At 72.5% G+C, this 22,078-nt stretch carries 19 protein-coding genes; 8 read left to right on the forward strand and 11 right to left on the reverse strand.

From position 1 onward, the window contains the following. Nucleotides 1-397: 397 nt before the first annotated feature. A complete protein-coding gene (locus tag AB0N02_RS07560; protein WP_363943715.1) occupies nucleotides 398-943 on the forward strand; it encodes a copper chaperone PCu(A)C in 546 nt (181 codons plus the stop codon). A gap of 159 nt (nucleotides 944-1,102) precedes the next feature. Here AB0N02_RS07560 and AB0N02_RS07565 read toward each other — a convergent pair whose 3' ends face one another. From AB0N02_RS07565 to AB0N02_RS07590, 6 genes are all read right to left on the reverse strand, one after another. Then, nucleotides 1,103-2,740, reverse strand: coding sequence for an amidohydrolase (locus AB0N02_RS07565; protein WP_363943717.1), 1,638 nt, complete (start codon nucleotides 2,738-2,740; stop codon nucleotides 1,103-1,105). Nucleotides 2,741-2,825: 85 nt separating this feature from the next. Beyond that, on the reverse strand, nucleotides 2,826-3,671 hold the full coding sequence (locus AB0N02_RS07570; RefSeq protein WP_363943719.1) for an ABC transporter permease: 846 nt from the start codon (nucleotides 3,669-3,671) through the stop codon (nucleotides 2,826-2,828). Continuing rightward, nucleotides 3,668-4,603: an ABC transporter permease gene (locus AB0N02_RS07575; RefSeq protein WP_363943721.1), complete on the reverse strand. Its 936-nt coding sequence runs from the start codon at nucleotides 4,601-4,603 to the stop codon at nucleotides 3,668-3,670. Before AB0N02_RS07575 ends, AB0N02_RS07570 begins: the two co-directional genes overlap by 4 nt. Beyond that, nucleotides 4,600-5,772, reverse strand: coding sequence for a spermidine/putrescine ABC transporter substrate-binding protein (locus AB0N02_RS07580; RefSeq protein WP_363943722.1), 1,173 nt, complete (start codon nucleotides 5,770-5,772; stop codon nucleotides 4,600-4,602). Before AB0N02_RS07580 ends, AB0N02_RS07575 begins: the two co-directional genes overlap by 4 nt. Further along, on the reverse strand, nucleotides 5,769-7,004 hold the full coding sequence (locus AB0N02_RS07585; RefSeq protein WP_363943724.1) for an ABC transporter ATP-binding protein: 1,236 nt from the start codon (nucleotides 7,002-7,004) through the stop codon (nucleotides 5,769-5,771). Before AB0N02_RS07585 ends, AB0N02_RS07580 begins: the two co-directional genes overlap by 4 nt. Beyond that, on the reverse strand, nucleotides 7,001-7,495 hold the full coding sequence (locus AB0N02_RS07590; protein WP_363944221.1) for a gluconokinase: 495 nt from the start codon (nucleotides 7,493-7,495) through the stop codon (nucleotides 7,001-7,003). Before AB0N02_RS07590 ends, AB0N02_RS07585 begins: the two co-directional genes overlap by 4 nt. Before the next feature lie 190 nt (nucleotides 7,496-7,685). Between AB0N02_RS07590 and AB0N02_RS07595 the strand changes: the two genes are divergently transcribed. From AB0N02_RS07595 to AB0N02_RS07615, 5 genes are all read left to right on the forward strand, one after another. After that, nucleotides 7,686-8,384 (forward strand): FadR/GntR family transcriptional regulator, encoded by a 699-nt coding sequence (locus AB0N02_RS07595; RefSeq protein ID WP_363943726.1) that lies wholly within the window; start codon nucleotides 7,686-7,688, stop codon nucleotides 8,382-8,384. A 163-nt stretch (nucleotides 8,385-8,547) separates the two neighbouring features. After that, nucleotides 8,548-10,734: a hydantoinase/oxoprolinase family protein gene (locus AB0N02_RS07600; protein WP_363943728.1), complete on the forward strand. Its 2,187-nt coding sequence runs from the start codon at nucleotides 8,548-8,550 to the stop codon at nucleotides 10,732-10,734. An 11-nt stretch (nucleotides 10,735-10,745) separates the two neighbouring features. Continuing rightward, on the forward strand, nucleotides 10,746-12,701 hold the full coding sequence (locus AB0N02_RS07605) for a hydantoinase B/oxoprolinase family protein (RefSeq protein WP_363943729.1): 1,956 nt from the start codon (nucleotides 10,746-10,748) through the stop codon (nucleotides 12,699-12,701). Between the two features lie 64 nt (nucleotides 12,702-12,765). Beyond that, complete coding sequence (locus AB0N02_RS07610) at nucleotides 12,766-13,419, forward strand: histidine phosphatase family protein (RefSeq protein WP_363943731.1); 654 nt, start codon at nucleotides 12,766-12,768, stop codon at nucleotides 13,417-13,419. 94 nt (nucleotides 13,420-13,513) lie between these two features. Next, a complete protein-coding gene (locus AB0N02_RS07615) occupies nucleotides 13,514-15,649 on the forward strand; it encodes a hypothetical protein (protein WP_363943732.1) in 2,136 nt (711 codons plus the stop codon). 70 nt (nucleotides 15,650-15,719) lie between these two features. On the opposite strand, the gene AB0N02_RS07620 is transcribed toward AB0N02_RS07615, so the two are convergent. Then, nucleotides 15,720-16,292, reverse strand: coding sequence for a hypothetical protein (locus AB0N02_RS07620; RefSeq protein WP_363943734.1), 573 nt, complete (start codon nucleotides 16,290-16,292; stop codon nucleotides 15,720-15,722). A gap of 198 nt (nucleotides 16,293-16,490) precedes the next feature. On the opposite strand from AB0N02_RS07620, the gene AB0N02_RS07625 reads away from it, so the two are divergent. After that, nucleotides 16,491-17,648 (forward strand): CoA transferase, encoded by a 1,158-nt coding sequence (locus tag AB0N02_RS07625; protein ID WP_363943735.1) that lies wholly within the window; start codon nucleotides 16,491-16,493, stop codon nucleotides 17,646-17,648. A 49-nt stretch (nucleotides 17,649-17,697) separates the two neighbouring features. Further along, complete coding sequence (locus tag AB0N02_RS07630; RefSeq protein ID WP_363943737.1) at nucleotides 17,698-19,227, forward strand: carboxyl transferase domain-containing protein; 1,530 nt, start codon at nucleotides 17,698-17,700, stop codon at nucleotides 19,225-19,227. 135 nt (nucleotides 19,228-19,362) lie between these two features. Here AB0N02_RS07630 and AB0N02_RS07635 read toward each other — a convergent pair whose 3' ends face one another. From AB0N02_RS07635 to AB0N02_RS07650, 4 genes are read right to left on the reverse strand one after another with little or no spacing between them, the layout of a single operon-like run. Then, on the reverse strand, nucleotides 19,363-19,794 hold the full coding sequence (locus tag AB0N02_RS07635) for a hypothetical protein (protein ID WP_363943738.1): 432 nt from the start codon (nucleotides 19,792-19,794) through the stop codon (nucleotides 19,363-19,365). Further along, entirely contained in the window at nucleotides 19,791-20,252 is a 462-nt protein-coding gene (locus tag AB0N02_RS07640; RefSeq protein ID WP_363943740.1) for a hypothetical protein, read from the reverse strand. The genes AB0N02_RS07635 and AB0N02_RS07640 overlap by 4 nt, the downstream gene beginning before the upstream one ends. Nucleotides 20,253-20,261: 9 nt before the next feature. Continuing rightward, complete coding sequence (locus tag AB0N02_RS07645; RefSeq protein WP_363943742.1) at nucleotides 20,262-21,056, reverse strand: carbon-nitrogen hydrolase family protein; 795 nt, start codon at nucleotides 21,054-21,056, stop codon at nucleotides 20,262-20,264. Then, nucleotides 21,053-22,003, reverse strand: a complete 951-nt coding sequence (locus tag AB0N02_RS07650; RefSeq protein ID WP_363943744.1) for a DUF418 domain-containing protein — start codon at nucleotides 22,001-22,003, stop codon at nucleotides 21,053-21,055. The genes AB0N02_RS07645 and AB0N02_RS07650 overlap by 4 nt, the downstream gene beginning before the upstream one ends. Nucleotides 22,004-22,078 lie beyond the last annotated feature (75 nt).

Raw genomic sequence — 22,078 nt, forward strand, 5'->3', positions numbered from 1 at the left:
CCGGGTCCTCTGGGGCGATCGCGTAGCCGGGCACGGACGGCCACCGGACCGTCAGCACCGCCGACTCCTCTCCGCCGTCCAGGAGCGGTCGCCCCCCATCCCCGCATGGCGTGGTCGTCCTGCTGTTCCAGCAGGGCGCTGCGGCCCGGGAGCCCGACGCGGAAGCGGCCGCTGACGAGCACCAGGAGCGCCGTCCGCTCCTCACCTCGCACCTACTGCGCCCGCCGTACGAATCACGGCGAAATACCTTATGGCGCGAGCTCTCAACCACCGCGGGCCGTTCACCGCCGCGTGGAAGATCTACCCAGACCTTCCGTACGGCCGCCACGGCCCTGGCGTGGGCCGGGTAGATCATGCATGCGGGAGCGGTAGCCCACCCAGTACACGGAAGCGCGAGATGACCACATCACACAGCCACGCGTGGCGAGTGTCGCTCGGCTGCCTCCTGGCGTTGTGCCTGCTGTCGACGGCCTGCAATCCCGCCCGGCGGGAGTCGCCCCTGCCCACTGGCACCTCGAACCGGGAGGGCTTGGTCGACGGCCAGGTCGGCCCGATGCGGCTGGTGCACGTCCACATTCTGGCCCCGCCCATGGACCAACAGAAGGCCGGCGACGACCTGGGCCTGTACCTGACCCTGGTCAACGAGAGCGACCAGGAGCAGAAGCTCGACGGCGTCAGCACCGTGCACGCCAAGAAGGTCGTCTACCGCGCCGGCCCGGGCGCTCCGCGGCAGGACGTGAACGTGACGATCCCCGCACGCGCCACTGTCTCGCTCCAGGAAGGGCATAATCGGCCGCACCTGGAGGTCCTGGACATCGACCGCCCGCTCGGGGCCACCCCGATCGACGTCACGTTCCGCTTCTCGACCGGCACGATCACCCTGCGCATCCCGGTGCTGCCGCTGTCGCACGGAGCCGGGACGCCCACGCCGGCCCCCAGCTAGCCGAGGTGGATCAGGGAGGATGTCGGCGTCGTCGCCGACCTGCTACCTCACCAGGCCCGGCCGGACCGGTAATCAGGCCGCGTCCATCGGAACGGCCGGCGGCGACAGCGCGTCCCCCGCGGGCTCGTTGACGCCACTGGCCGTTCGTCGGCGGACAGGTCACCTCGTCCAGACGGGTTCGCCGTCGACGAGGGTCAGGTCGACGCGCGTCCGGCTGATCTCGTCGAGCACGGTCTCGTCGAGGCGCCGGTCGAGGACCACGATGTCGGCACGGCTGCCGGGCTCCAGCGTGCCGGCCTCGTGCTCGCGCCGCAGCGCGTGGGCCGACCCCGCCGTGGCCGCCCGCAGCGCCGAGCGCAGGCTGATCGCCTCCTCGGGCTCGAAGAGCGGGGCGCCGGGCTCGCCGGGGTGGCACCGGTTGACGGCGACGTGGATCCAGTCCATCGGGTTGGGCGTGCTGACCGGCCAGTCGCTGCCGAACGCCAGCCGTACCCCGGCCTCCTGGAGCGTGCGGAAGCGGTACTGCAGGCCCGCCAGCTCACCGGGCAGGTACGGCAGCGTCAGGTCGAGCATCTGCGGGTCGGCCTGCGCCCAGTACGGCTGGACGTTCGCGATCACGTCGAGGGCGGCCATCCGCGCGATGCCCCGGTCGTCGGCGATCTGCAGGTGCGCGAGCTGGTGGCGCCGGTCACGGGGCCCGTTGGCGCGGTGCGCCGCCGCCACCAGGTCGAGGCACTCGGTGACCGCCCGGTCGCCGATGGCGTGGAAGTGCAGGTCGAAGCCCGCCGCGTCCATCCTCGGCACCTCCCTGGCCAGGTCGGCGTGGTCGAAGAACGTCAGGCCGGTACCGGCGCCCTCGACGCCGACGTACGGGCGTGACAGCGCGGCCGTGTGGGTCTCGCACACCCCGTCGTACATGATCTTGATGGCGGTGCAGGCGAACCGCGACCCCGGCACGCAGCCGCGGCGCCGCTCGATCAGCTCGCCGAGGGTGTCCTCATCGGCGTCGCGCGGCCACCACAGGGCGCCGGTGACCCGCGCCCTGAGACTGTCGTCGGCCGCGGCGCGGCGGTAGACGTCGTAGATGTCGGTCGTGGGCACGAAGGGCCCGACGATGGCGTCCTGCCACGACGTCACGCCGTAGGAGAACATCCGGCGCTGGGCCTCCAGCAGGCCGCGCCGCAGCCCGTCGGCGTCCACCGGCGGGACCAGGTCGGAGACGAGCTGCATGGCCGACTCGTGGAGCAGTCCGGTCGGTGTGCCGTCGGCGTCGCGATCGACACGGCCCCCGGGCGGGGGCGTGCGCAGCAGCTCGGGCGCCACCCGGTCGAGCGCCGCCGTACTGACCCAGGCGCTGTGGCCGTCGCGGTTGGCCAGGTAGACAGGGCGGCCGGAGCAGGCGTCGTCGAGCTCCTGCCGGGTCGCGGGCCGTCCGGCGAAGTGGGGCAGCGCCCAGCCCCGGCCGAGGATCCACTCCTCGTCCGGGTGGCTGCGCGCGTAGTCGGCCACGGTGCGCAGCACGTCGTCGCGGCTCTCACAGGCGGTGAGGTCGCACCGCAGCAGCTCGACCCCCGACTCGGGCACGTGCACGTGGGAGTCGGCGAACGCGGGCAGCACCGAGCGGCCCCCGGCGTCCAGCACCCGGGTTCCGGCAGGGGCCGAGAGGGCCGAGGGGGCCGTCGCCCCGGACGGGGCGACGGCCGCGACGCGGCCGTCCGCGACGAGGATCGACCACGAGGTCTCCTCCCGCTCGGCCAGGGGCAGGTGGGCGTTGCGGATCAGCAGGTTTCCCGCCATAGCGGAACCTCTCGCTCTCTGCGTCTGGGAGGCCTCTGTGTCTGGGAGGCCTCTGCGTCTGGGAGGCAGCCGACGCGTCCAGGGGTCAGCCGACGCCGGACAGGGTCTTGACGGCGTCCTTCTTGGAGGCGCCGCCGCGCCGGAGTACGAGCGCCACGGCGGTCAGCGCGACCAGGGTCATCAGCAGCATCACCGCCGACATCGCGGCGAGCTCGGGACGCAGTCCCGCGCGGACCGCGCCGAACACGTACACCGGCCACGGCGTCGACCCGGAGACCTGGACGAACGCCGAGATGATCGTGTTGTCGAGGCTGAGGGTGAACGCCATCAGGGCGCCGGCCAGCACGGAGGGGAGCAGCAGCGGCAGGGTGATCTGGCGGAAACGCCGCAGGGGCGGCGCGTACAGGTCGGCGGCGGCCTCCTCCAGCGAGGAGTCCATGCCCTGCATCCGGGCGCGCACCAGGAAGGTCACCACCGCGGTGGCGAACAGCGAGTGGGCGACGACGAGCCGGACCCATCCGCTGTTGAAGATCGCCAGCCCCTGGTCGACTCCGAGCGAGACGAACCACGGGAGCAGCGCCACGCCGGAGACGATCTCCGGAGTGACCAGCACCAGGACGAGCAGCGCGGTGACCAGCCGCCCGGTCCTCCCCGTACGGCGCGCCAGGGCGTAGCCGCACAGCGTGCCGAGCACCATGGCGACCACCGCCGCGCCGGCCGCCGCCCGCACGGACACCGACACCGCCGAGAGGATCTCCTCGTTGGACAGCGCCGCGGAGTAGGCGTCGAACCCGAAACCCTCCCACGAGGCCAGCAGCCGCCCGCTGTTGAACGAGTAGGCGACGATGACGACGATCGGGGTGAACAGGAACGCCAGCACGAGCACGCCCCACACACCCAGGGCCCGGTCTGTCGTCGGCCTCGCGCTCATGCGGGGCTCCCTTCCGCGATACCGCCGATCTCGACGCGGCGCCTGCGGGTGAGAAGCCACGTGCACACGGCGCCGATCACGGCCGTGGCCAGGATCGTCGCGGCGATGACGAGGATCAGCACGACCGCCATCGCCGAGCCGAGCGCCCAGTTCTGGGCCTGCTGGAACTGACTGGCGACGAGCTGCCCGATCATGTTGCCGCGCGCGCCGCCCAGGACGGACGCGGTGATGTAGTCGCCCATGAGCGGGATGAAGACCAGCAGCAGCCCGGCGGCGATCCCCGGCCGGGCGAGCGGCAACGTGATCTGCGTCATCGTCCGCCACCGGTTCGCGCCCAGGTCCTTGCTGGCCTCGCGCAGCGAGCCGTCGACCCGGTCCAGTGCGACGTACAGCGGAAGGATCATCATGGGGAGGTAGTTGTAGACGACGCCCAGCAGTACGGCGCCGCGGGTGAAGAGCATCGAGAACGGCGCGTCGATCAGCCCGAGGCCCTGCAGCGCCTGAGAGGCGAAGCCCTCGGGCGACAGGACCACCTGCCAGCCGATCGTCCGGATCAGGAAGTTGGTCCAGAACGGTACGAGCACGAGGGCCAGCACGAGGAAGCGCCGCTCCGGCCGCACCTTGACGGCCAGCCAGTAGGCGAACGGCAGGCCGATCGCCAGGCAGAGCGCGGTACCGGCCAGGCCGATGCGCAGCGTGTTCGCGAAGCTCGCCAGGAACGTGTCGCCGAGCGCCTCACGGTATCGGTCCAGCGTCAGCACGTCGTTGGCGTGCGTCTGGTACAGCCCCGGCTTGCGGCCGAGGGAGTACCAGAACACCAGCCCGACCGGGGCGACGAAGAACAGCGCGATCCACGCCAGGGCGGGTACGGAGAGCAGGCCCGCGGGGCCCGCCCGCCGTACCGCGCCCGGACCGCGACGGCGTGGGCTCATGCGCCGGCCTTGGCCTTCATCTTGTTGACGATGGCCATGCGCCGCTCCTGGGCGTCGTTGATGACCCCGGTGTACATCGTCGTGAGCTGCTCGGCGGACGGGAAGATCACGTCGAGCAGTCCGAGCTTGAGCTTCTTGGCCTCGTCCTCGCTGCCGGTGACGCCGGTGCCGTAGCCCACGAAGTCGATCTGCTTGATGGCCACCGCCGGGTCGAGCACGTGGTTGATCAGCCGGTGGGCGGCGTCGGCGTTCTGACTGCCCTTGACGATCGCCCAGTTGTCCATCCAGAGGTTGGTCTTGGGGCCGGGCAGGACCCACTTCCACCGGTCCTGCTCGTTGGCGGCGAGGATGCCGCGCCGGGCGTCGCCGTTCCAGCAGTGCATGAGGGCGTGGGTGCCCTGCGGGATCGCGCTGCTGCCGGGCGAGGAGTCGAACGCGGCGATGTGCCGGGCGAGCGTGTCGACCAGGAAGGTCTCGATGGCGTCGAGCTGGGCGGTGTCGGTCGTGCTCTGGTGCCACCCCCTGGCGAAGCAGAGCATGGCGCAGATCTCCCCCGGGTCGTCGACGAGCGAGGTCTTGCCGCTGGCCTCCTTCGAGGCGGCGTCGAAGAAGTCGTCCCAGGTCTTCAGGTCGCGCTTGATGACCTTGGTGTCGTAGACGAAGCCGGTGGTCCCCCAGTACTTGGTGACCGTGTACTTGTTGCCCTTGTCCCACTCCTGGTCCTGGAAGGCCTTGTCGAGGTTGACGAGGTTGGGCAGCTTGGTGTGGTCCAGCTCCTCCAGCAGGCCGTTCGCGGCCATCTGCGGCACGAAGACGCCGGTGGGGATGACGATGTCGTAGCCGCTCGTGCCCTTGGCCGCCGCCAGCTTCGCGATCATCTCCTCGTTGGAGCTGTAGGAGTCGACGAGCACCTTGGGGCCGTACTTCGCGGTGAAGTCCGCGAGCACCTTCGGGTCGTCGTAGGCGCTCCACGAGTAGGCGCGCAGGTTCGCGGTGGCCTGCCCCGAGCCGCTGCTGCCGCTGCTGCTGCCGGTGGAGGTGGAGAATCCGCAGGCGGTCAGCACGGGGGCTCCGGCGACGGCGGCCAGACCCGCGAGGAAGGTACGGCGGGGCAGGCCGGCCACACGCGCGGCGGGCGCCAGCAGGCGGGGAGTCTCGTCGTGGTTCACTGGGCGCTTCCAATCGTGTCGCTGTGGCCGCCTTCGGCGGGGAATACGTGGACGTCGGCGGGGGTCCAGGAGCACCGGACCCGGGTGCCGGCGGAGATGCGGCCGGCCTGGCGGCGGGGCACCCGGGCAAGCAGCTCGTGGCCCGCGTCGCTGTGCACGACGTACTGGAGGACGTCGCCGAGCAGGGAGACCGCGGCGACGGTCCCCGGCAGGGCGTTGACCGGCGCGGTGCCGCCCTGCGCGGTACCGTCCTGCACGGAGCCGCCCTGCGCGGTGCCGTCCGCTCGTGCCGGTGGCGTCTCGGTGACGACGACGGCCTCGGGCCGTACCGCGGCGCGCACCGCCCGCCCGGATCCGGGCACCGGCGCCGCGGGCACGACCGTGGCACCGGCGATCTCGATCGCCCGGCCGCCGTCGGCGAGAGTGCCGGGCAGGAAGTTCTGCTGGCCGATGAAGCCGGCGACGAAGGCGGTGGCCGGGTTCTCGTAGATGGTGTACGGGTCGGCGATCTGCTCGATCCGGCCGTTCAGCATGACGGCGACCCGGTCGCTCATCGACAGGGCCTCCTCCTGGTCGTGCGTGACGAAGACGAACGTCGTGCCGAGGCGGCTCTGCAGAAGCTTGAGCTCGACCTGCATGTCCTCGCGGAGCTTGCGGTCGAGGGCGCCCAGGGGCTCGTCGAGGAGCAGCACGCTGGGCCGGTTGACCAGGGCGCGGGCGAGGGCGACGCGCTGCTGCTGGCCACCGGAGAGCTGTGCGGGCCTGCGGTCGGCGAAGCGCGTCATCTGCACCATGTCGAGGGCCTCGGACACCCGGGGGCGGATCTGCGCCCGGTCGACGCCCCGGCGCTGGCGCAGGCCGTAGGCGACGTTCTCGGCGACGCTCATGTGCGGGAAGAGCGCGTACGACTGGAAGACGGTGTTGATGTCGCGCTTGTGCGGCGGCAGGTGCTGCACGGCGGCGCCCGAGATGAGGATCTCACCGCGTTCGGGCTGCTCGAAGCCGGCGAGCATGCGCAGGGTGGTCGTCTTGCCGCATCCCGACGGGCCGAGCAGGGACAGGAACTCCCCGGGTTTCACCGACAGGTCGAGGTCGTCGACGACGGTCAGGGCGCCGAAGCTCTTGGTGACCCCGCGGAGATCGACGGAGCCTTTTCCGGTGCCGGTGCCGGTGCCGGTGCCGGTACTGGCATCGGTGGCCTGTCCGGTGACGGACGGCGAAGTGGAGCTCATACGACCTCCCTCTCGGTCGGGGCCAGAACGCCCATCGCCTGCTCGACGATGCGCTCGGCGGGGGCGACGAAGTCGACGGTGAGACCGGGCTCGCCGTCGCCGAGGGGTTCGAGCGCGGCGTACTGCGCGGCGACGAGGGAGACCGGCATGAAGTGCCCCTCGCGGTCGCCGACCCGCGCGGCGGCGACGTCGGCGGGACCGGACAGGTACAGGAACCACACCCCGGGCGCCTGGGCGCACAGGGCGTCGCGGTAGGAGCGCTTGAGCGCCGAACAGCTCACCACGCCACCGGTCGCGCCGCGCGCGGCGAGCCAGGCGCCGATCTCGCGGAGCCAGGGCTCCCGGTCGTCGTCGTCCAGCGGCTCACCGGCGCTCATCTTGGCGACGTTGGTCTCGCTGTGGAACGCGTCGGCGTCGGCGTAGGCGACGCCGAGGGCGTCGGCCAGCGCCTGGCCGATGGTCGTCTTGCCGGCGCCGGTCACGCCCATCACGACAACCAAAGGTGTTACATATTCTGCAACTCTCATCGCGATCCTGATCCATGGTGGGATGATGTCCGAGAATACTCGTTGATAAGTATGATCAAAATCAATACCTACGACAATAAAGCATACGAATCAGAAGGGCGGCAGCGTGCTCGACGGATCGGACACACCGCAACCAGCCGACCGTTCCGGGGGTTTGCATGACCACGTGCTGGACCGGCTGGGCCTGGCGATCGTCTCGGGGGAGACACCCGAGGGCGAGGTGCTGCGCATCGAGCGCCTTGAGGAGACGCTCGGGGTGTCGCGCACGGTCATGCGCGAGGCCGTACGGGTGCTGGAGTCGATGCAGATGGTGGCCAGCAGGCGCCGCATCGGCGTCACCGTGCTGCCCCGCCCGCAGTGGAACCTCTTCGATCCCCGGATCATCAGATGGCGGCTGGCGGGACCCGATCGCATGGCCCAGCTGGAGTCGCTGAGCCAGCTGCGCTGCGGCCTCGAACCGGTCGCCGCCTCACTCGCGGCCACGCGGTGCACGCCCGAGCAGTGCGGCACGCTCATGTCGGCGGTCATCGGCATGTCCGTGACGGCGAAGCGGGGCGACCTCGACGCCTACCTGGAACACGACATCGCCTTCCACCGCACGATCCTCGAGGCGTCCGGCAACGAGATGTTCTCGGCGCTGTCACAGGTCGTGGCGGAGGTCCTCGCCGGCCGCACCCACCACAACCTCATGCCCGCCGAACCCGAGGCGGCCGCGATCCGCATGCACGCCGACGTGGCCGAGGCGATCCAGCTGGGCAGGCCTCGCGCGGCCGAGACGGCGATGCGCGCGATCGTGCTGGAGTCGATCGAGGCGATGTCGCTGAACACCGGGGTGGACGGCGAGCCCGGCTGAACCCCGTCCCCGGCGCTCCGTCTCCCGCCGCCCCGGGTCCCTCTCCGTCGTCCCCCGCCCGCGGATCACGCGGGCGCGCGGCCAACAGTGCCCAAGGGGCCGGTACGGCTTCGGCAGGGTCCGCCGATTTGAGAGCGGAGCGTAACTGGGTAGATCCGGGGGCATGCACAGCGTCCGTATCGGGGTCGACACCGGGGGCACGTTCACCGACGTGGTCGCGGTGAACGAGCAGACCGGTGAGATCACCACGACCAAGACTCCCTCGACGCCCGCCGCTCCGGCGGACGGCTTCATGGAAGGGGTGCGCAAAGTCCTCCGGAAGGCCGGGCTCGGGGCCGGCCCGGAGGCGGCGGAAGCAGACCTGGAGGCGGTGTCGGCGATCGTGCACGGCACCACCGTCGCCACCAACCAGCTCCTCGAGGACCGCATCGCCGACCTGGGCTTCGTGACCACCGAGGGGTTCGAGTTCGTGCTGGAGATCGCCCGGCAGAGCGTCCCCGACGGCTACGGCAACTCCTACTTCTGGGTCAAACCGCCGAGGATCGTCCCGGTGCACCGGGTCAGGACGGTCGGCGGGCGCCTGGACCACACCGGCGCCGAGGTCAGGCCGTTCGACGAGGCGCAGGCGGTGGCGGCGGCCAGGTGGTTCAGGCAGCGGGGGATCACCGCGATCGGCGTGTGCTTCCTGCACTCCTACGCCGATCCCGGACACGAGCTGCGGATGCGCGAGGTCCTCGCCCGCGAGCACCCCGACGCCGTCGTCTCGATCTCCAGCGACGTGCTGCGCGAGTACCGCGAGTACGAGCGATCCGTCACGACCCTGGTGGACGCCGCCGTCAAGCCCGTCATGCGCCGCTACATCGCCGACCTGTCCGGCCGCCTCGGGGAGGCGGGCCGTGCGGCGGCCGGCGGTGCGGCGCGGGACGGCGGCGGTGCCGTGGCGGGGGCCGGCGGTGCGGTGCCGGGTGGTGGCGCCGTACCGGCGGCCGGGGTGCCGTTCTCGGTGATGAAGAGCAACGGCGGAGTGCTGTCGGCGGCCGAGGTCGTGCACCAGCCCATCACCACGGTCCTGTCGGGCCCGGCCGCGGGCGCGCTCGGCGCCGCGCTGATCGCGTCCACCGCCGGGCACCCCTCGGTGATCACCCTGGACGGCGGCGGCACCTCGACCGACGTCGCGGTCGTGGTCGACGGTGAGCCCTCGCTGACCACCGAGGGCAGCGTCGGCCGTTACCCCTGCAAGATCCCGATGATCGACATCGTGACCGTCGGCGCGGGCGGCGGATCCGTCGCGTGGATCTCGCCGGAGGGCACGCCGAAGGTCGGACCCCGCTCCGCCGGGGCCGACCCGGGGCCGCTCTGCTACGGCAGGGGCGGTACCGAGGTCACCGTCACCGACGCGCACGTCTTCCTGGGACGGATCCCGCCGCACCTGCTCGGCGGGGAGATACCGCTCGACGTCGACGCCGCCCGGAGGGGGATCGAGGCGCTGGCGGGCGAGATCGGGCTGACCCCGGAGCGGGCCGCGGCCGGGATCCTGGAGATCAGCGCGTTCAACCAGTCCAACGCGATCCGCAGGATCACCGTGAAACGGGGCCTGGACGTGCGTGACTTCCCCATGGTCGCCTTCGGCGGCTCGGGACCCCTGCTGGTCTGCCGGCTGATCGACATCCTCGGCCTGCCGTCGGTGATCGTCCCGCCGGATCCGGGCAACGTCTCGGCGTTCGGCCTGCTCACGGTCGACGTCAAGAACGACTACGTGCGCACCTTCGTCACCGGGGACCTCTCCCTCGACGCCGCCGCCGCCGTCTTCGGCGAGCTGGAGGGGCAGGCGGCCGAGGCGCTCGGCCGCGAGGGGTTCGCCGCCGAGCGGCACGTCTACGCGCGCAGCGCCGACCTGCGCTACCACGGCCAGGCCTACGAGGTCAGGGTGCCCGCCCCGGCCGGACCGCTGGACGAGGCGTGGCGCGCCGAGGTGCTCGGCCGCTTCCACGAGGCGCACCGGCGGCTCTACGGGTACGGCTACCGCGACGACCCCCGGCACCGCGTCGAGTGGGTCAACCTCCGCGTCTCCGGCATCGGTCCCATCGACCGCCCCGTCATCGGGCGCAGGCCGTACGGCACCGCCCGCCCCCGCCCCGCCGGGACCCGCGAGGTCTTCTACGACGAGTGGGGCCCGGCCCCGATCCACCGCCGCGCCGACCTGGCACCGGGGGCGACGGTCCCCGGTCCCGCGGTCGTAGAGGAGTACGGCTCGACGCTTCCCGTGCATCCCGGCTTCACGGCGACCGCGGACGAGTTCGGAAACCTGGAGGTGCGCCGTACCGGGCACGAGGGACGGAGCGGCCGGTGAGGGAGGACGGGATGGGAGCCGGAGAGAGGGACGAAGAGGTGCGGAGCACGGACGGGACCCGCGGGAAGACGGACGCGGGCCCGCGGCGGCCGGGAGGCGCGGAGCGCCGGGCGAACGCGGGCGGGCGGGCGGCGGGCGGCGCCGACCCGGTGCTGGTGGAGATCGTCGAGGGGACCCTCGCGTCGGTCGAGAAGGAGGTCGAGACCGCCATCGCGCGCACCGCGCGCTCCCCGATGATCCGCGACGCCCACGACTTCCGCGCCGGCATCCACGACGTACGGCTGCGCAAACTGACCGGCAGGTCCTACTCGGCGCTGGTCCAGCCCGTCGTGCGGGACTTCCCGATCGAGGAGATGAGACAGGGCGACGTGTTCTTCCACAACGACGTCTACCTGTCCGAGGGCGGCATCGGCCACCTGCCCGACCTGTGCGTCACGGTCCCGGTCTTCCACGGCGGCGCGGTCGTGGCGTTCGTGCAGGCGTTCGGGCACCACGACGACATCGGCGGGGCGGTGCCCGGGTCCATGCCCTCGCACGCGCGCAGCGTGTTCGAGGAGGGACTGATGGTCCCGCCGATCAGGCTGTGGGACGCGGGCGTGCCGAACGGGGCGGCGCTCACGATCATGACGCGGAACTCCCGGATGCCCGACTCGCTGGCTGGTGACCTGGACGCCGAGTGCTCGGCCTGCCTGATGGGCGCGCGGCGGCTGGCGGAGTTGTTCGACCGCTACGGGCGCGAGGCGGTCGAGGCCTGCTTCGACGCGATCATCGCCAGGACCACCGAGACGTTCCGCAGGGAACTGCTGGCGAGGATCCCCGAGGGCACGCACGTGTGGGAGGACTACGCCGAGCACGACGGCGTCGACGCGCCGCGCCTGCACACCCAGCGGATCACCCTGACCGTCGACCACTCGGCGCCCGCGCCGCTGCTCATCGACTTCACCGGAACGTCGCCGCAGGCCAAGGGGCCGATCAACCACGCGGGCGACTACGCCGACGGGGTGTTCCTGAAGAAGTGGCTCGCGCCGATCCTGCGCAACCTGGCCGAGACCCCGGAGCGGATGGCCGAGCTGGACGTCAACGAGGGCGTCGTGCCGCTCGTCGAGATGCGCTTCCCGGAAAAGGGGACGCTGCTCACCCCGATCTTCCCGGCCCCCACGAACGCCAGGACGTTCGTGATCCTGCGGCTGCTGGGGGTGCTGGCGGGTGTCCTGGCCAAGGCCACCGGCGGCCGGATGCCCGCCGACCAGGAGACCATCCGCTACACCGGCGTGTACGGCGACGACGCCGACGGCGGGCCGTACCTGATGCGGGAGGTCCTCGGCGGCGGCTCGGGAGGACGGTGGTACGCCGACGGCGAGGACACCATCCACGTCGTGCCCGACTCGCGCAACATCCCGGTCGAGTTCGCCGAGTCCCGCTGGCCGTTCCTGGTCGAACGGCTCGGCCTGGCCGTCGACTCCGGCGGGCCCGGTCTCCACCGGGGCGGTCTCGGCTACGACAAGCACCTGCGGATGCTCCGTGACGCCTCGTTCATGTCCATCGCGGACCGGTCCATCCTGTCCTGCTGGGGCGTGAACGGCGGCCGTGCGGGACGGCCGTTCCTCGTGGAGATCGAGGGCAGGGCGATGGAGGGCCTGGTCGACGACTCGCCGGTCCGCGCGGGCGAGGTCATCCGGATCCGCACGACCGGGGGCGGCGGATGGGGCTCCCCGCTGGAGCGCGACCCGGCCCTGGTGGCCGCCGACGTCCGCGACGGCAAGGTCTCGCCGGCGGGGGCCCGCGACGACTACGGCGTCGTCCTGCGCGGCCCCCGCGACGACCTCCGGGTGGACGCCGAGGCCACCGCCTCGCGCCGGGCCGAGCTGCGCGCCCGCGCGGGGGACGGGGCGTCGTTCTTCGACCGGGGGCCCGGTTTCCCCTCGCTGTCGGGCGGGGCGCCGTACGCCGAGGTCGACCTGACGTGATCCGGTACGGGCTCGGCGGAGGGCAAGGCTTGCGAATTCGGCGGCGGGAGGGTTCGCTGGGGACATGCCTTCGACGATCACCGCGGTACGGCACGGTCAGAGCGAGTCCAACGTCGCCTTCGCCAGGGCCGAGGCGGACGGGGTCGCCGTCGTCCTGACGGGTCTCGACGAGGACGTCCCGCTCACCCTGTTCGGCCGCGGGCAGGCCACCGCGCTGGGCAGGCGCCTGGCGGAGGGGGAGGCGCCCGAGGTGGTGTGGTGCTCGCCGTACCTGCGGGCCGTGCAGACCTGGGAGCTGGCGGCCGCCCACCTGGACGCGAGCCCGGAGGTGCGGTTGGACGCCCGGCTCGGAGACCGCAGGATGGGCCGCCTGGCGGGGATGAACCTGGCCGCGATCAGGGAGAGCTTCCCGGAGGAGGCCGATCGGCTGCTGCGGTCGGAGCACACCTACCGCGCGCCCGACGGGGAGAGCTTCTCCGACGTCGCCGACCGGGTGCGCGAGGTGGTGGCGGCCATGCGCGCCGAGTGCGCCGGGCGGCGGGTGCTGGTCGTCGCGCACGACACCGTGGTGCTGATGTTCAAGCACGTCATCGAGGGGATTCCGCTGGACTCCGTGGTGGTGTTCGCCCCGGTGCTGAACGCCTCGCTCTCCGTCTGGCGGGGATCGCGGCCGGAGATCTTCAACGACGATGCCCACCTTCGTGACATAACGGTCTGACCTATTCCCCGCTTCCCATTGACTGGCGCGCCGTCCTGCGGTCTGCTGCGCTAGGCGCCGGTGATTGTCTCCGGCGGGGTTCGAGGAGGGGCTCATGCGTCCGCGCGCGGTGATGGCCAGTCTCGTGCTGGCCGTGGCGTCGGCGTTCACCACCCCTCCGCCGGTCGTGCCCGTCCTGGCCCCCGCCCCCATCTCCGGTTCGGCAGACATCGCCACGGCCTCCACTCCCGCCCCCGCTCTCGGCTCTGCCTCCGCCTCTACCTCCGCCTCCGGTCTCGGCCCCGCCGAGATCCTCACGGCTCCGGCGCCGCGGTCCGCGGCCGGGTGCGACCCGATCGCGGGCGCCCAGTGCCTGCTGCCCTTCCCCAACGACTGGTTCACCGTGAACGCGCGCACCGGCACCGGGCTGCGGGTCGCCCTCTCCGCGGACGCCATGCCCCGCAACGCGGCCGGCACCCCGGTCGATCCGGCGCGCTGGAACACGGCCGACGGTTTCTCCCCGGGCTCCATGCTGCTGGCGCAGGTGCCGGGCCTCGACCTCGTCAGGACCGGTGCCGCGCCCGTCACCGACATCGGGTGGTCCCTGCGCCGCGACGCCCCCATCGTGATCGTCGACACCACGACGGGGGAGCGCTGGCCGTACTGGGCCGAGCTCGACGCGGGCGCCGCCGATCCCGCCAGGCGGGCGCTGATCGTCAGACCGGCCAGGAACTTCAGCGAGGGTCACCGCTACGCCGTCGCGCTGCGCGGGCTGAAGGACGCCGCGGGCCGGGACATTCCGGCCACGGAGACCTTCACCAGGCTGCTGGGCGCGGAGCTCCCCCCGGACGATCCGCTCGCGGGACGGCAGCGCGCGCTCCACCGGACGCTCGAGGACCTCGCCAGGGCGGGGGTCGACGCACGGGGGATCAACCTCGCCTGGGACTTCACCGTGGCCGGCCAGCAGGGCATCGCCGGTCCCGTGCTGAGCATGCGCGACCAGGCCCTGCGCGCCCTCAAGGGCGGCTCGCCGCGCTTCACGGTCGACTCCGTCACCGACCTCACCCCGGAGCGGGACCCCGACATCGCCCGTGAGATCGCCGGCGAGATCACGGTCCCCAACTACCTCGACAAGCCGGGCGGCCCGCCGGGATCGAGCCTCAACCGGGGAGCGGACGGGCTGCCGCGCCCGCTCGGCGACGGCGACACGCTGAAGGCGCGCTACCAGTGCGTGATCCCGCGCTCGGCGTTCAGCAGGCCCGCACGCCTGGCGCTGTACGGCCACGGCCTCCTCGGCAAGGCGACCGAGGTGCGCGCCCGCGACGTACGGGCGATGGCCGGGCAGCAGGGCTTCGCCTTCTGCGCCACCAAGTGGATCGGCATGTCCGACGAGGACGTCCAGAACGTGACGGGAGCCTTCCAGGACATCTCCCGGTTCGGCACGGTCACCGACCGGCTCCAGCAGAGCCTGCTGAACGCCGTCCTCCTGGGCCGGGCGATGATCAGCCGGGACGGTTTCGCGAGCGACAAGGCGTTCAAGGACCAGCGGGGCGGGCCGCTGATCGACTGGCGGGCCGGTCTCGCCTACGACGGCAACAGCCAGGGCGCCGTCGTGGGCGGCGCGCTGGTCGCGGTCTCCCCGGACGTGCGCAACGCCGTCCTCGGCGTGGCCGGGATGAACTACAGCACCCTGCTCGACCGGAGCGTCGACCTCCAACCGCTCCGGCGGATCATGGACTCCGCCTACCCCGACGCGCTGACCCGGCAGATCTGCCTCGCGCTGGTCCAGATGCTCTGGGACCGGGCCGAGACCAGCGGCTACGCCCAGCACCTGACCGACAACCCGCTGCCCGGCTCACCCCGCCACCGCGTGCTGCTGCACGTCGCCTTCGGCGACCATCAGATCCCCACGGTGACCGCCGAGGTCGAAGCCCGCACCGTGGGGGCACGGATCCACCAGCCGGCCGTCGCCGCGGGCCGCGACCGCGACGTGACACCGTACTGGGGCATCAGGGCGCTGCCCGCCCGGCCGTACGCCGGATCGGCCCTGGTCGTCTGGGACAGCGGAACCCCCGCGCCGCCGGTGACCAACACGCCCCCACTCGGCGCGCCGTACGGCAGGGACCCCCACCAGGACCCGCGCAACGATCCGGAGGCCCGCGTGCAGAAGGCCCACTTCCTGCGGGAGGGCGTGGTCATCGACGTCTGCGGCGACGCCCCCTGCGTGTCGGACCCGGCGGGGCGGTCCTGAACCCTCCCCGGCGGCTCCCGGGCCGCGAGAGCACGCCCTGCGGAACCCGGGAAGCGAGGGGCCCGGAAGGTCAGAGCCGGACGAACTCGCCGGGGACCGAGCCGCCGTCGAGCAGGAGGTCGGCGCGGTCGCGGGTGCCGTCGGCGGCGAACCACCCCTCCTCGGCCCGCCTCCACTGCCGCCACTGCGCCGCGTAGCGGTCGCCGTCCCGGGCCAGGACACGGGCCAGGCGCAGCTCCTGCGGCGCCTCGACCCAGACGGTGAAGGCGGCCGGGGCGGTACGGCGGGCCGTGCTCACCCCTTCGAGGAGCAGCACCGGCGCGACCGGCACCTCCACCCAGCAGGTGTAGGCGTCCCGCACCCAGTCGTAGCGCCGGTAGCCGCCAGGCAGCCCGGCCGCCAGCGGGCCGAGCACCTGCTCCTCCACCCGCCCGAACCACGCCTGCGGCGGCTCGTCCCACGGCACGGGGAAGTCGTCGCTGTGGATCACCTGCGCCCCCAGCGCCTCCGCGAGGCGCCCGGCGAAGGTCGTCTTCCCGGAACCGCCGGGTCCGTCGATCGCGACGACACGGACGGGCCCGCACGAGGGCGGCAGCCGCCGGATCGTTCCGGCGAGTTCGTCGAAGGAGACGGTCGCATCCACCCGTCCATGGTGTCAGCCGCCACGCGGCCCCACGGTTCGGGCCGTATGGGTGGAGCCGGAGCACCCGGGCTGGAAGGATCTCCGATGAACCGGGCTGGGCGAGGGACGGCGGGGGGCGCCTGGCAGGCTGACCGGTGAGGGACATGCGTTTTCCGCCCCGCTTCGATTAGGCTCGGCGACCACTGATGGAGGTTGATCTTGCACGGAGCCCTCGGCGACATCGTCGTCCTCGACCTCTCCCGCGCGCTGGCGGGACCGCACGCCGCGCAGATGCTCGGTGACCTGGGCGCCCGGGTGATCAAGGTGGAGCAGCCCGGCGTGGGCGACGAGTCCCGTGGCTGGGGGCCGCCGTTCGTCGGCCCGGACCACGACATCTCCACCTACTTCCTCGCGGCCAACCGCAACAAACTGTCGATCACCGTGGACATGAAGTCCGCCGAGGGCCGGACCCTGATCGAGCGCCTGGTCCGGCAGAGCGACGTCCTGATCGAGAACTTCCGCACCGGTGTCCTGGACCGGCTGGGCCTCGGCTTCGAACGGCTGCACGAGCTCAACCCCCGCCTGGTCGTGCTGTCGATCACCGGCTTCGGCCACGACGGCCCCGAGGGCGGCAGGCCGGGCTACGACCAGATCGCCCAGGGCGAGGCCGGTCTGATGAGCCTGACCGGTCCGTCCCGCGACGAGCCGTACCGGGTCGGCGCGTCGATCGCCGACCTGCTCGGCGGCATCCACGGCGCCTACGGCGTGGTCGCCGCGCTCTACGAGCGCGAGCGGACCGGCATCGGCAAGGTCGTGCGCACCTCGCTGCTGGCCGCGGTGACCGGGGTCCACTCCTACCACGGCACCGCCTGGACGGTCGGCGGCCAGGTGCCCGGGGCGGGCGGCAACCACCACGCCTCCATCGCCCCCTACGGCGCCTTCCACTGCGCCGACGGCATGATCCAGATCGCGGTGGCCAACGACGCGCAGTGGCGGAAGGTGGCCGTACTGCTCGGCATCGATCCCGCCGTCCCGAAGTACGCGACGAACCGCGAGAGGTTCGCGCACCGGCCCGAGCTGATCGCCGACATCGAACGGGCGCTCGCCGGGCACGACCGCGCCCACTGGCTGGCCGCGCTCGCCGGCATCGGGGTGCCCGCCGGGGCGATCAGGTCCATCGACGAGGTCTACGCCTGGGAGCAGACCCGCTCCCAGGGGCTGCTCGTCGAGGTCGACCACCCCGTGCTCGGCACCATCGAACTGCCGGGCCCGCCGCTCCGCTTCGACGGCGAGCCCCCCATGCGCCACGGCGCCCCGCCCGCGCTGGGCCAGCACAACGACGAGGTCCTCGCATGGCTGGAGGAACGTGAAGGATGAGAGCCGGCTCCAGGCGCGTCCCGCCCCGGGGGGACGGGGGAGGCAGGAGATGACCAGGGTCAGGCTCGACGCCCGCGCGCTGGTCGCCGCCCTCCTCGACCCGGGGACGTGGCGGTCGTGGGACGAGAGGCCCGCCGACCCCGCCGCACCGGGGTCCGGCTACGCCGAGGAACTGGCCGCCGCCCGCGCCAGGACCGGATACGACGAGTCGGTGATCTCCGGCGAGGGGCTGCTGGACGGGCGCAGGGTCGCGGTCGTCGCATGTGAGTTCTCCTTCCTGGCCGGGTCCATCGGGGTGGCCGCGGCCGAGCGACTCACCGCCGCGATCGAACGGGCCACCGCCGAAGGACTCCCGCTGCTGGCCGCCCCTGCCTCCGGTGGCACCCGGATGCAGGAGGGCGCGCTGGCGTTCGTGCAGATGGTGAAGATCACCGCCGCGGTGGCCGCCCACCGGGCCGCGGGCCTGCCGTACATCGTCTATCTCCGCCACCCGACCACCGGCGGTGTCTTCGCCTCCTGGGGCTCGCTCGGGCACGTGACCGTGGCCGAGCCGGGGGCTCTCATCGGTTTCCTCGGGCCCAGGGTGTTCGAGGCGCTGCACGGCTACCCGTTCCCCGAGGGCGTGCAGGTCGCGGAGAACCTCTTCGCCCACGGCCTGGTGGACGCCGTCGTCTCGGCCGAGGACGTACGGCGGATCGCCATCGGGGTGTTCGCCGTGCTGTGCGCCCCGCGTGACGGGCGGGTCGCGGGACCCGAGCCCGACGAGCGCGTCCAGCCGACCGAGGCGTGGGAGGCGATCAGCCGCTCCCGCAGGGACGACCGCCCCGGCGTGCGGGAGCTGCTCAGGTTCGGCGCCCGCGACGTCACCCCGCTCAACGGCACCGGGGAGGGGGAGAACGACCCCGGCCTGCTCATCGCCCTGGCCAGGTTCGGCGAGGCCCCCGCCGTCGTGCTCGGCCAGGATCGCAGCCGCAGGCAGGTCACCACCCCCTTCGGCCCGGCGGGGCTCCGGGTCGCCCGGCGGGGGATGCGCCTGGCCTCCGAGCTGAACCTGCCGCTGGTCACCGTGATCGACACCTCGGGGGCCGCGCTGTCCAAGGCGGCTGAGGAGGGCGGCCTGGCCGCGGAGATCGCCCGCTCCCTGGCGGACCTGGTCGTGCTCGACGCGCCGACCGTCTGCCTGCTGCTCGGCGAGGGCGCGGGCGGTGCCGCCCTCGCGCTGCTGCCGGCGGACCGGGTGCTCTGCGCCCAGCACGCCTGGCTGTCCCCGCTGCCCCCCGAAGGGGCCTCGGCGCTGCTGTACCGGAGCGTGGACTTCGCCCCCGAGATCGCCGCCGCGCAGGGCGTGAAATCGACCGACCTGCGGCGGGACGGCATCGCCGACCGGATCGTTCCCGAGTTCCCCGACGCCGCCTACGAGCCGGAGGCCTTCTGCCGCCGGGTCGCGCACGCCCTGGAGTACGAGATCACCGGTCTCGTGGGGCAGGCTCCCGCGGACCGTCTCGGTGCCCGCCTGGCCCGCTACCGGACCCTCGGAACGCCTCCGGGGCGGAGCGCGACCGGGGACGCGCGCCCGTAGCGGAGCCCGCGGGGGGAGCGCCCGCGGCACCGCCGGGCCGCGGGGCGCTGTTCCGCGGCCCGGTCGGGCCACGGTCCGGTCGGTCCGGTCGGGCCACGGTCCGGTCGGTCCGTGGCCGGGCCGCGGTCCGGTGGTCTACGGTTCGGCGGGGGCCGGCACGAGGGGGATCGGGACGCGCTCGATCCGGATGGAGAACACCTCGTCGCGCGGGACGACGACCTCGTAGGCGCCGTGGTCGACCATCCAGTAGCCCAGGGCCTCCGCCTTCAGCCCGCTGTGCCCGGTGTAGGCGATGTGCAGGCTCTCCTCGCCGTTCTCCTCGGAGACGTCGAGGACCAGGCAGGGCTCGCCGCCGAACGCGCCGACCGTGCGGACCAGCACCAGCCAGTCGAGCTCCTTGCGGGGGACCACCGCCCGCCAGTAGCCCGCGGCGGCCTCGAAGCCCTCCCGGGCCTCCTCGCTGAACAGCACGACCTCGGAGTCGCCGGGCCCCAGGGCCGCCACATGGGTGCGGTCGGCGTAGCGGGCGACGAAGCCCGCGGCGACCGGCTCGATCTCGCCGCTCATGAGGCCCGCCGCCAGCCGAGGCCATCGTAGACGCCGAACAGGCGTTCCTCACCGGGTGTCACGTGGATGATCTCTGCCCCCGCGGGGATCGGCATGGGCGTTGTGTGGAACTGCGGCACGACGTGCTCGCGCGAGGTCGTGAAACCGTTTCCCGCGAACGGCGGCACGTCGCTCCAGTCGCCGCCCATGTGCGGGCCGTACGGCACGACGTAGTTGTCGATGTCACGGGCGAACCAGCGCATCAGGTAGAGCTCCGGGACCGTGACGGTCAGCTCGGAGCCCTCGAATCCCAGGTCGAGACCCATGAAGAGCTGGGCGGGCGTGGTCAGGCGGGCGCAGTCCTGCACCCGGTAGACGTATCCCGAGACGACGGTCCGCCTGCCGGCGAGATAGGGCACGAGCAGCCGAGGCGGGATGACCTTCTGCATCTGCGTTCTACGCCCAGGTGACTCACTCACGGTCGCATTTTACGATCTGCTGACATGGAGCCGCCGGTGTTCCAGGCACGGTAGGGCATTCCGGGTGGCAATCGTGATCTGCGGATCGAGGACGCAGGTCTGGGTGCCGGGGGCGGGTCCCAGGTCTGCGCGGACCACGCCCATCGGATCGACGAACATGCTCCTGCCGATCCCGAAACCGTCCCTGGCCTCGGGGTTCGGCGCCTGCCCGACGGCCGCGACCCAGACGGTGTTCTCGATCGCGCGGGCCCGCACCAGGGTCGCCCAGTGCTCCTCCTTCATGGGGCCCGAGCCCCATGCCGCGATCACCGCGAACAGCTCGGCCCCCTGGTCGACCAGGGCCCTGCCCAGCTCGGGGAAACGGACGTCGTAGCAGGTGACCAGGCCGATCCTGAGCCCGGCCAGCTCGACGACGGCCGGGCTGTCGCCCGGCGCGACCAGCTCCGACTCCCGGGCGCCGAAGGAGTCGAACAGGTGGATCTTCCGGTAGGCGGCCCTGATCCCGCCCGACTCGTCGATCGCCACGGCAGTGTTGTGGACCCGGCCCTCTCCCGGCTCGAACACCCCCGCGATCACCGACAGGCCGCACGTCTTGGCGGACTCGGCCAGCCCGGTGACGAAGGGACCGTCCAGCGGCTCGGCCAGGTCGGTGATCCGCCTGCCGTACCGGGTGAGCGTGGCCTCGGGGAAGATGGCCAGGTCGGCGCCGTCCGCGGCGGCCTCTTCCATGGCCTCGCGGGCGCGGCGCAGGTTGACGGCGGGCTCCTCGGAGACCGGGATCTGGCACAGTGCGATGCGCGTCACGCGTTCGACCTTATCCGGCTGTTGGGCACCCTTTCCATCCACGTGAGGCGGCGCCACGCCCATTCGCACGGACCGTAACGGAACCTTTCCAGCCATATCCGGCTGAACACCATCTGCGCCGCGAGGACGGCGACGCCGAGCACCACCCCGCTGACCCTGGTCGGATCCGCGGTGAGCAGTGGCAGGGCCGCCAGGATGACCAGGGTGCTGACCAGGTAGTTCGTCAGCGCCATCCGGCCGAGCGGGCTCAGCGCCGCCATCAGCGGCTCACGCATCCGGGTCCGCAGGAGCAGCAGCAGCCCCGCGCAGTACGCCGTCGCGGCCGCCAGCCCGGCGGCGGGATAGAGGCCGCGGAAGTACAGCAGGCGGTCTCCGCCCAGCGCCCGGATCCACAGGTAGCCGAGGACGACCGCCAGCGCGGTGCCGGCCAGGAAGACGGCGGGCAGCAGCCGCTCGGGAGGCTCGTACTCCATCATGGCCATCCCCAGCAGGAACAGCCCGGGAATGAGGATGACGCCGCCGCCCTCGCGCACCCCCCAGAGCGTCACGACGGCCCCGAGCAGCAGCGTCCCCGCGCGGGGCAGGAACGAGGCGGGCAGCAGGACCAGCGCCCCGAAGATCGCGTACGGCAGGAGCACCTCGCCCGGGTTCACCGTCTGGTGGAGCAGCCCGACGCCTCCCAGCACGGCCAGCCTGCGCAGCAGCACCAGGCGGGGACGGCCGGTCCGCCCGGAGGCCGACCTGAGGAACAGTACGAAGCTCAGCCCGAACAGGAACGAGAAGATCGGATAGAACCTGCCCTGCAGCAGATTCTCGACCGCCCAGTCGACCGCGTTCCGTCCCGGGGCCCTCAGGTGCCCGCGCGTGTGCTGCCAGGTGTTGACCAGCATGATTCCGCACACCGCGAATCCGCGGAGGACGTCCAGTTCGTGCAGCCTTCGGGTCACAGAAACCAGACGTACCACCATATGAACGGCTATACACCGACGACCCCCGTCACCAGCGGGCCGACCACGGCCGCC

It is taken from the genome of Streptosporangium sp. NPDC051022, assembly GCF_040683035.1.
In the GTDB taxonomy this organism is placed as follows: Bacteria; Actinomycetota; Actinomycetes; order Streptosporangiales; family Streptosporangiaceae; genus Streptosporangium.

Coding starts and splice junctions, on each gene's coding strand:
- AB0N02_RS07560 (WP_363943715.1), top strand. CDS start 398: ATGACCACATCACACAGCCACGCGTGGCGAGTGTCGCTCGGCTGCCTC.
- AB0N02_RS07565 (WP_363943717.1), bottom strand. CDS start 2,740: ATGGCGGGAAACCTGCTGATCCGCAACGCCCACCTGCCCCTGGCCGAG.
- AB0N02_RS07570 (WP_363943719.1), bottom strand. CDS start 3,671: ATGAGCGCGAGGCCGACGACAGACCGGGCCCTGGGTGTGTGGGGCGTG.
- AB0N02_RS07575 (WP_363943721.1), bottom strand. CDS start 4,603: ATGAGCCCACGCCGTCGCGGTCCGGGCGCGGTACGGCGGGCGGGCCCC.
- AB0N02_RS07585 (WP_363943724.1), bottom strand. CDS start 7,004: ATGAGCTCCACTTCGCCGTCCGTCACCGGACAGGCCACCGATGCCAGT.
- AB0N02_RS07600 (WP_363943728.1), top strand. CDS start 8,548: ATGCACAGCGTCCGTATCGGGGTCGACACCGGGGGCACGTTCACCGAC.
- AB0N02_RS07605 (WP_363943729.1), top strand. CDS start 10,746: ATGGGAGCCGGAGAGAGGGACGAAGAGGTGCGGAGCACGGACGGGACC.
- AB0N02_RS07610 (WP_363943731.1), top strand. CDS start 12,766: ATGCCTTCGACGATCACCGCGGTACGGCACGGTCAGAGCGAGTCCAAC.
- AB0N02_RS07615 (WP_363943732.1), top strand. CDS start 13,514: ATGCGTCCGCGCGCGGTGATGGCCAGTCTCGTGCTGGCCGTGGCGTCG.
- AB0N02_RS07630 (WP_363943737.1), top strand. CDS start 17,698: ATGACCAGGGTCAGGCTCGACGCCCGCGCGCTGGTCGCCGCCCTCCTC.
- AB0N02_RS07635 (WP_363943738.1), bottom strand. CDS start 19,794: ATGAGCGGCGAGATCGAGCCGGTCGCCGCGGGCTTCGTCGCCCGCTAC.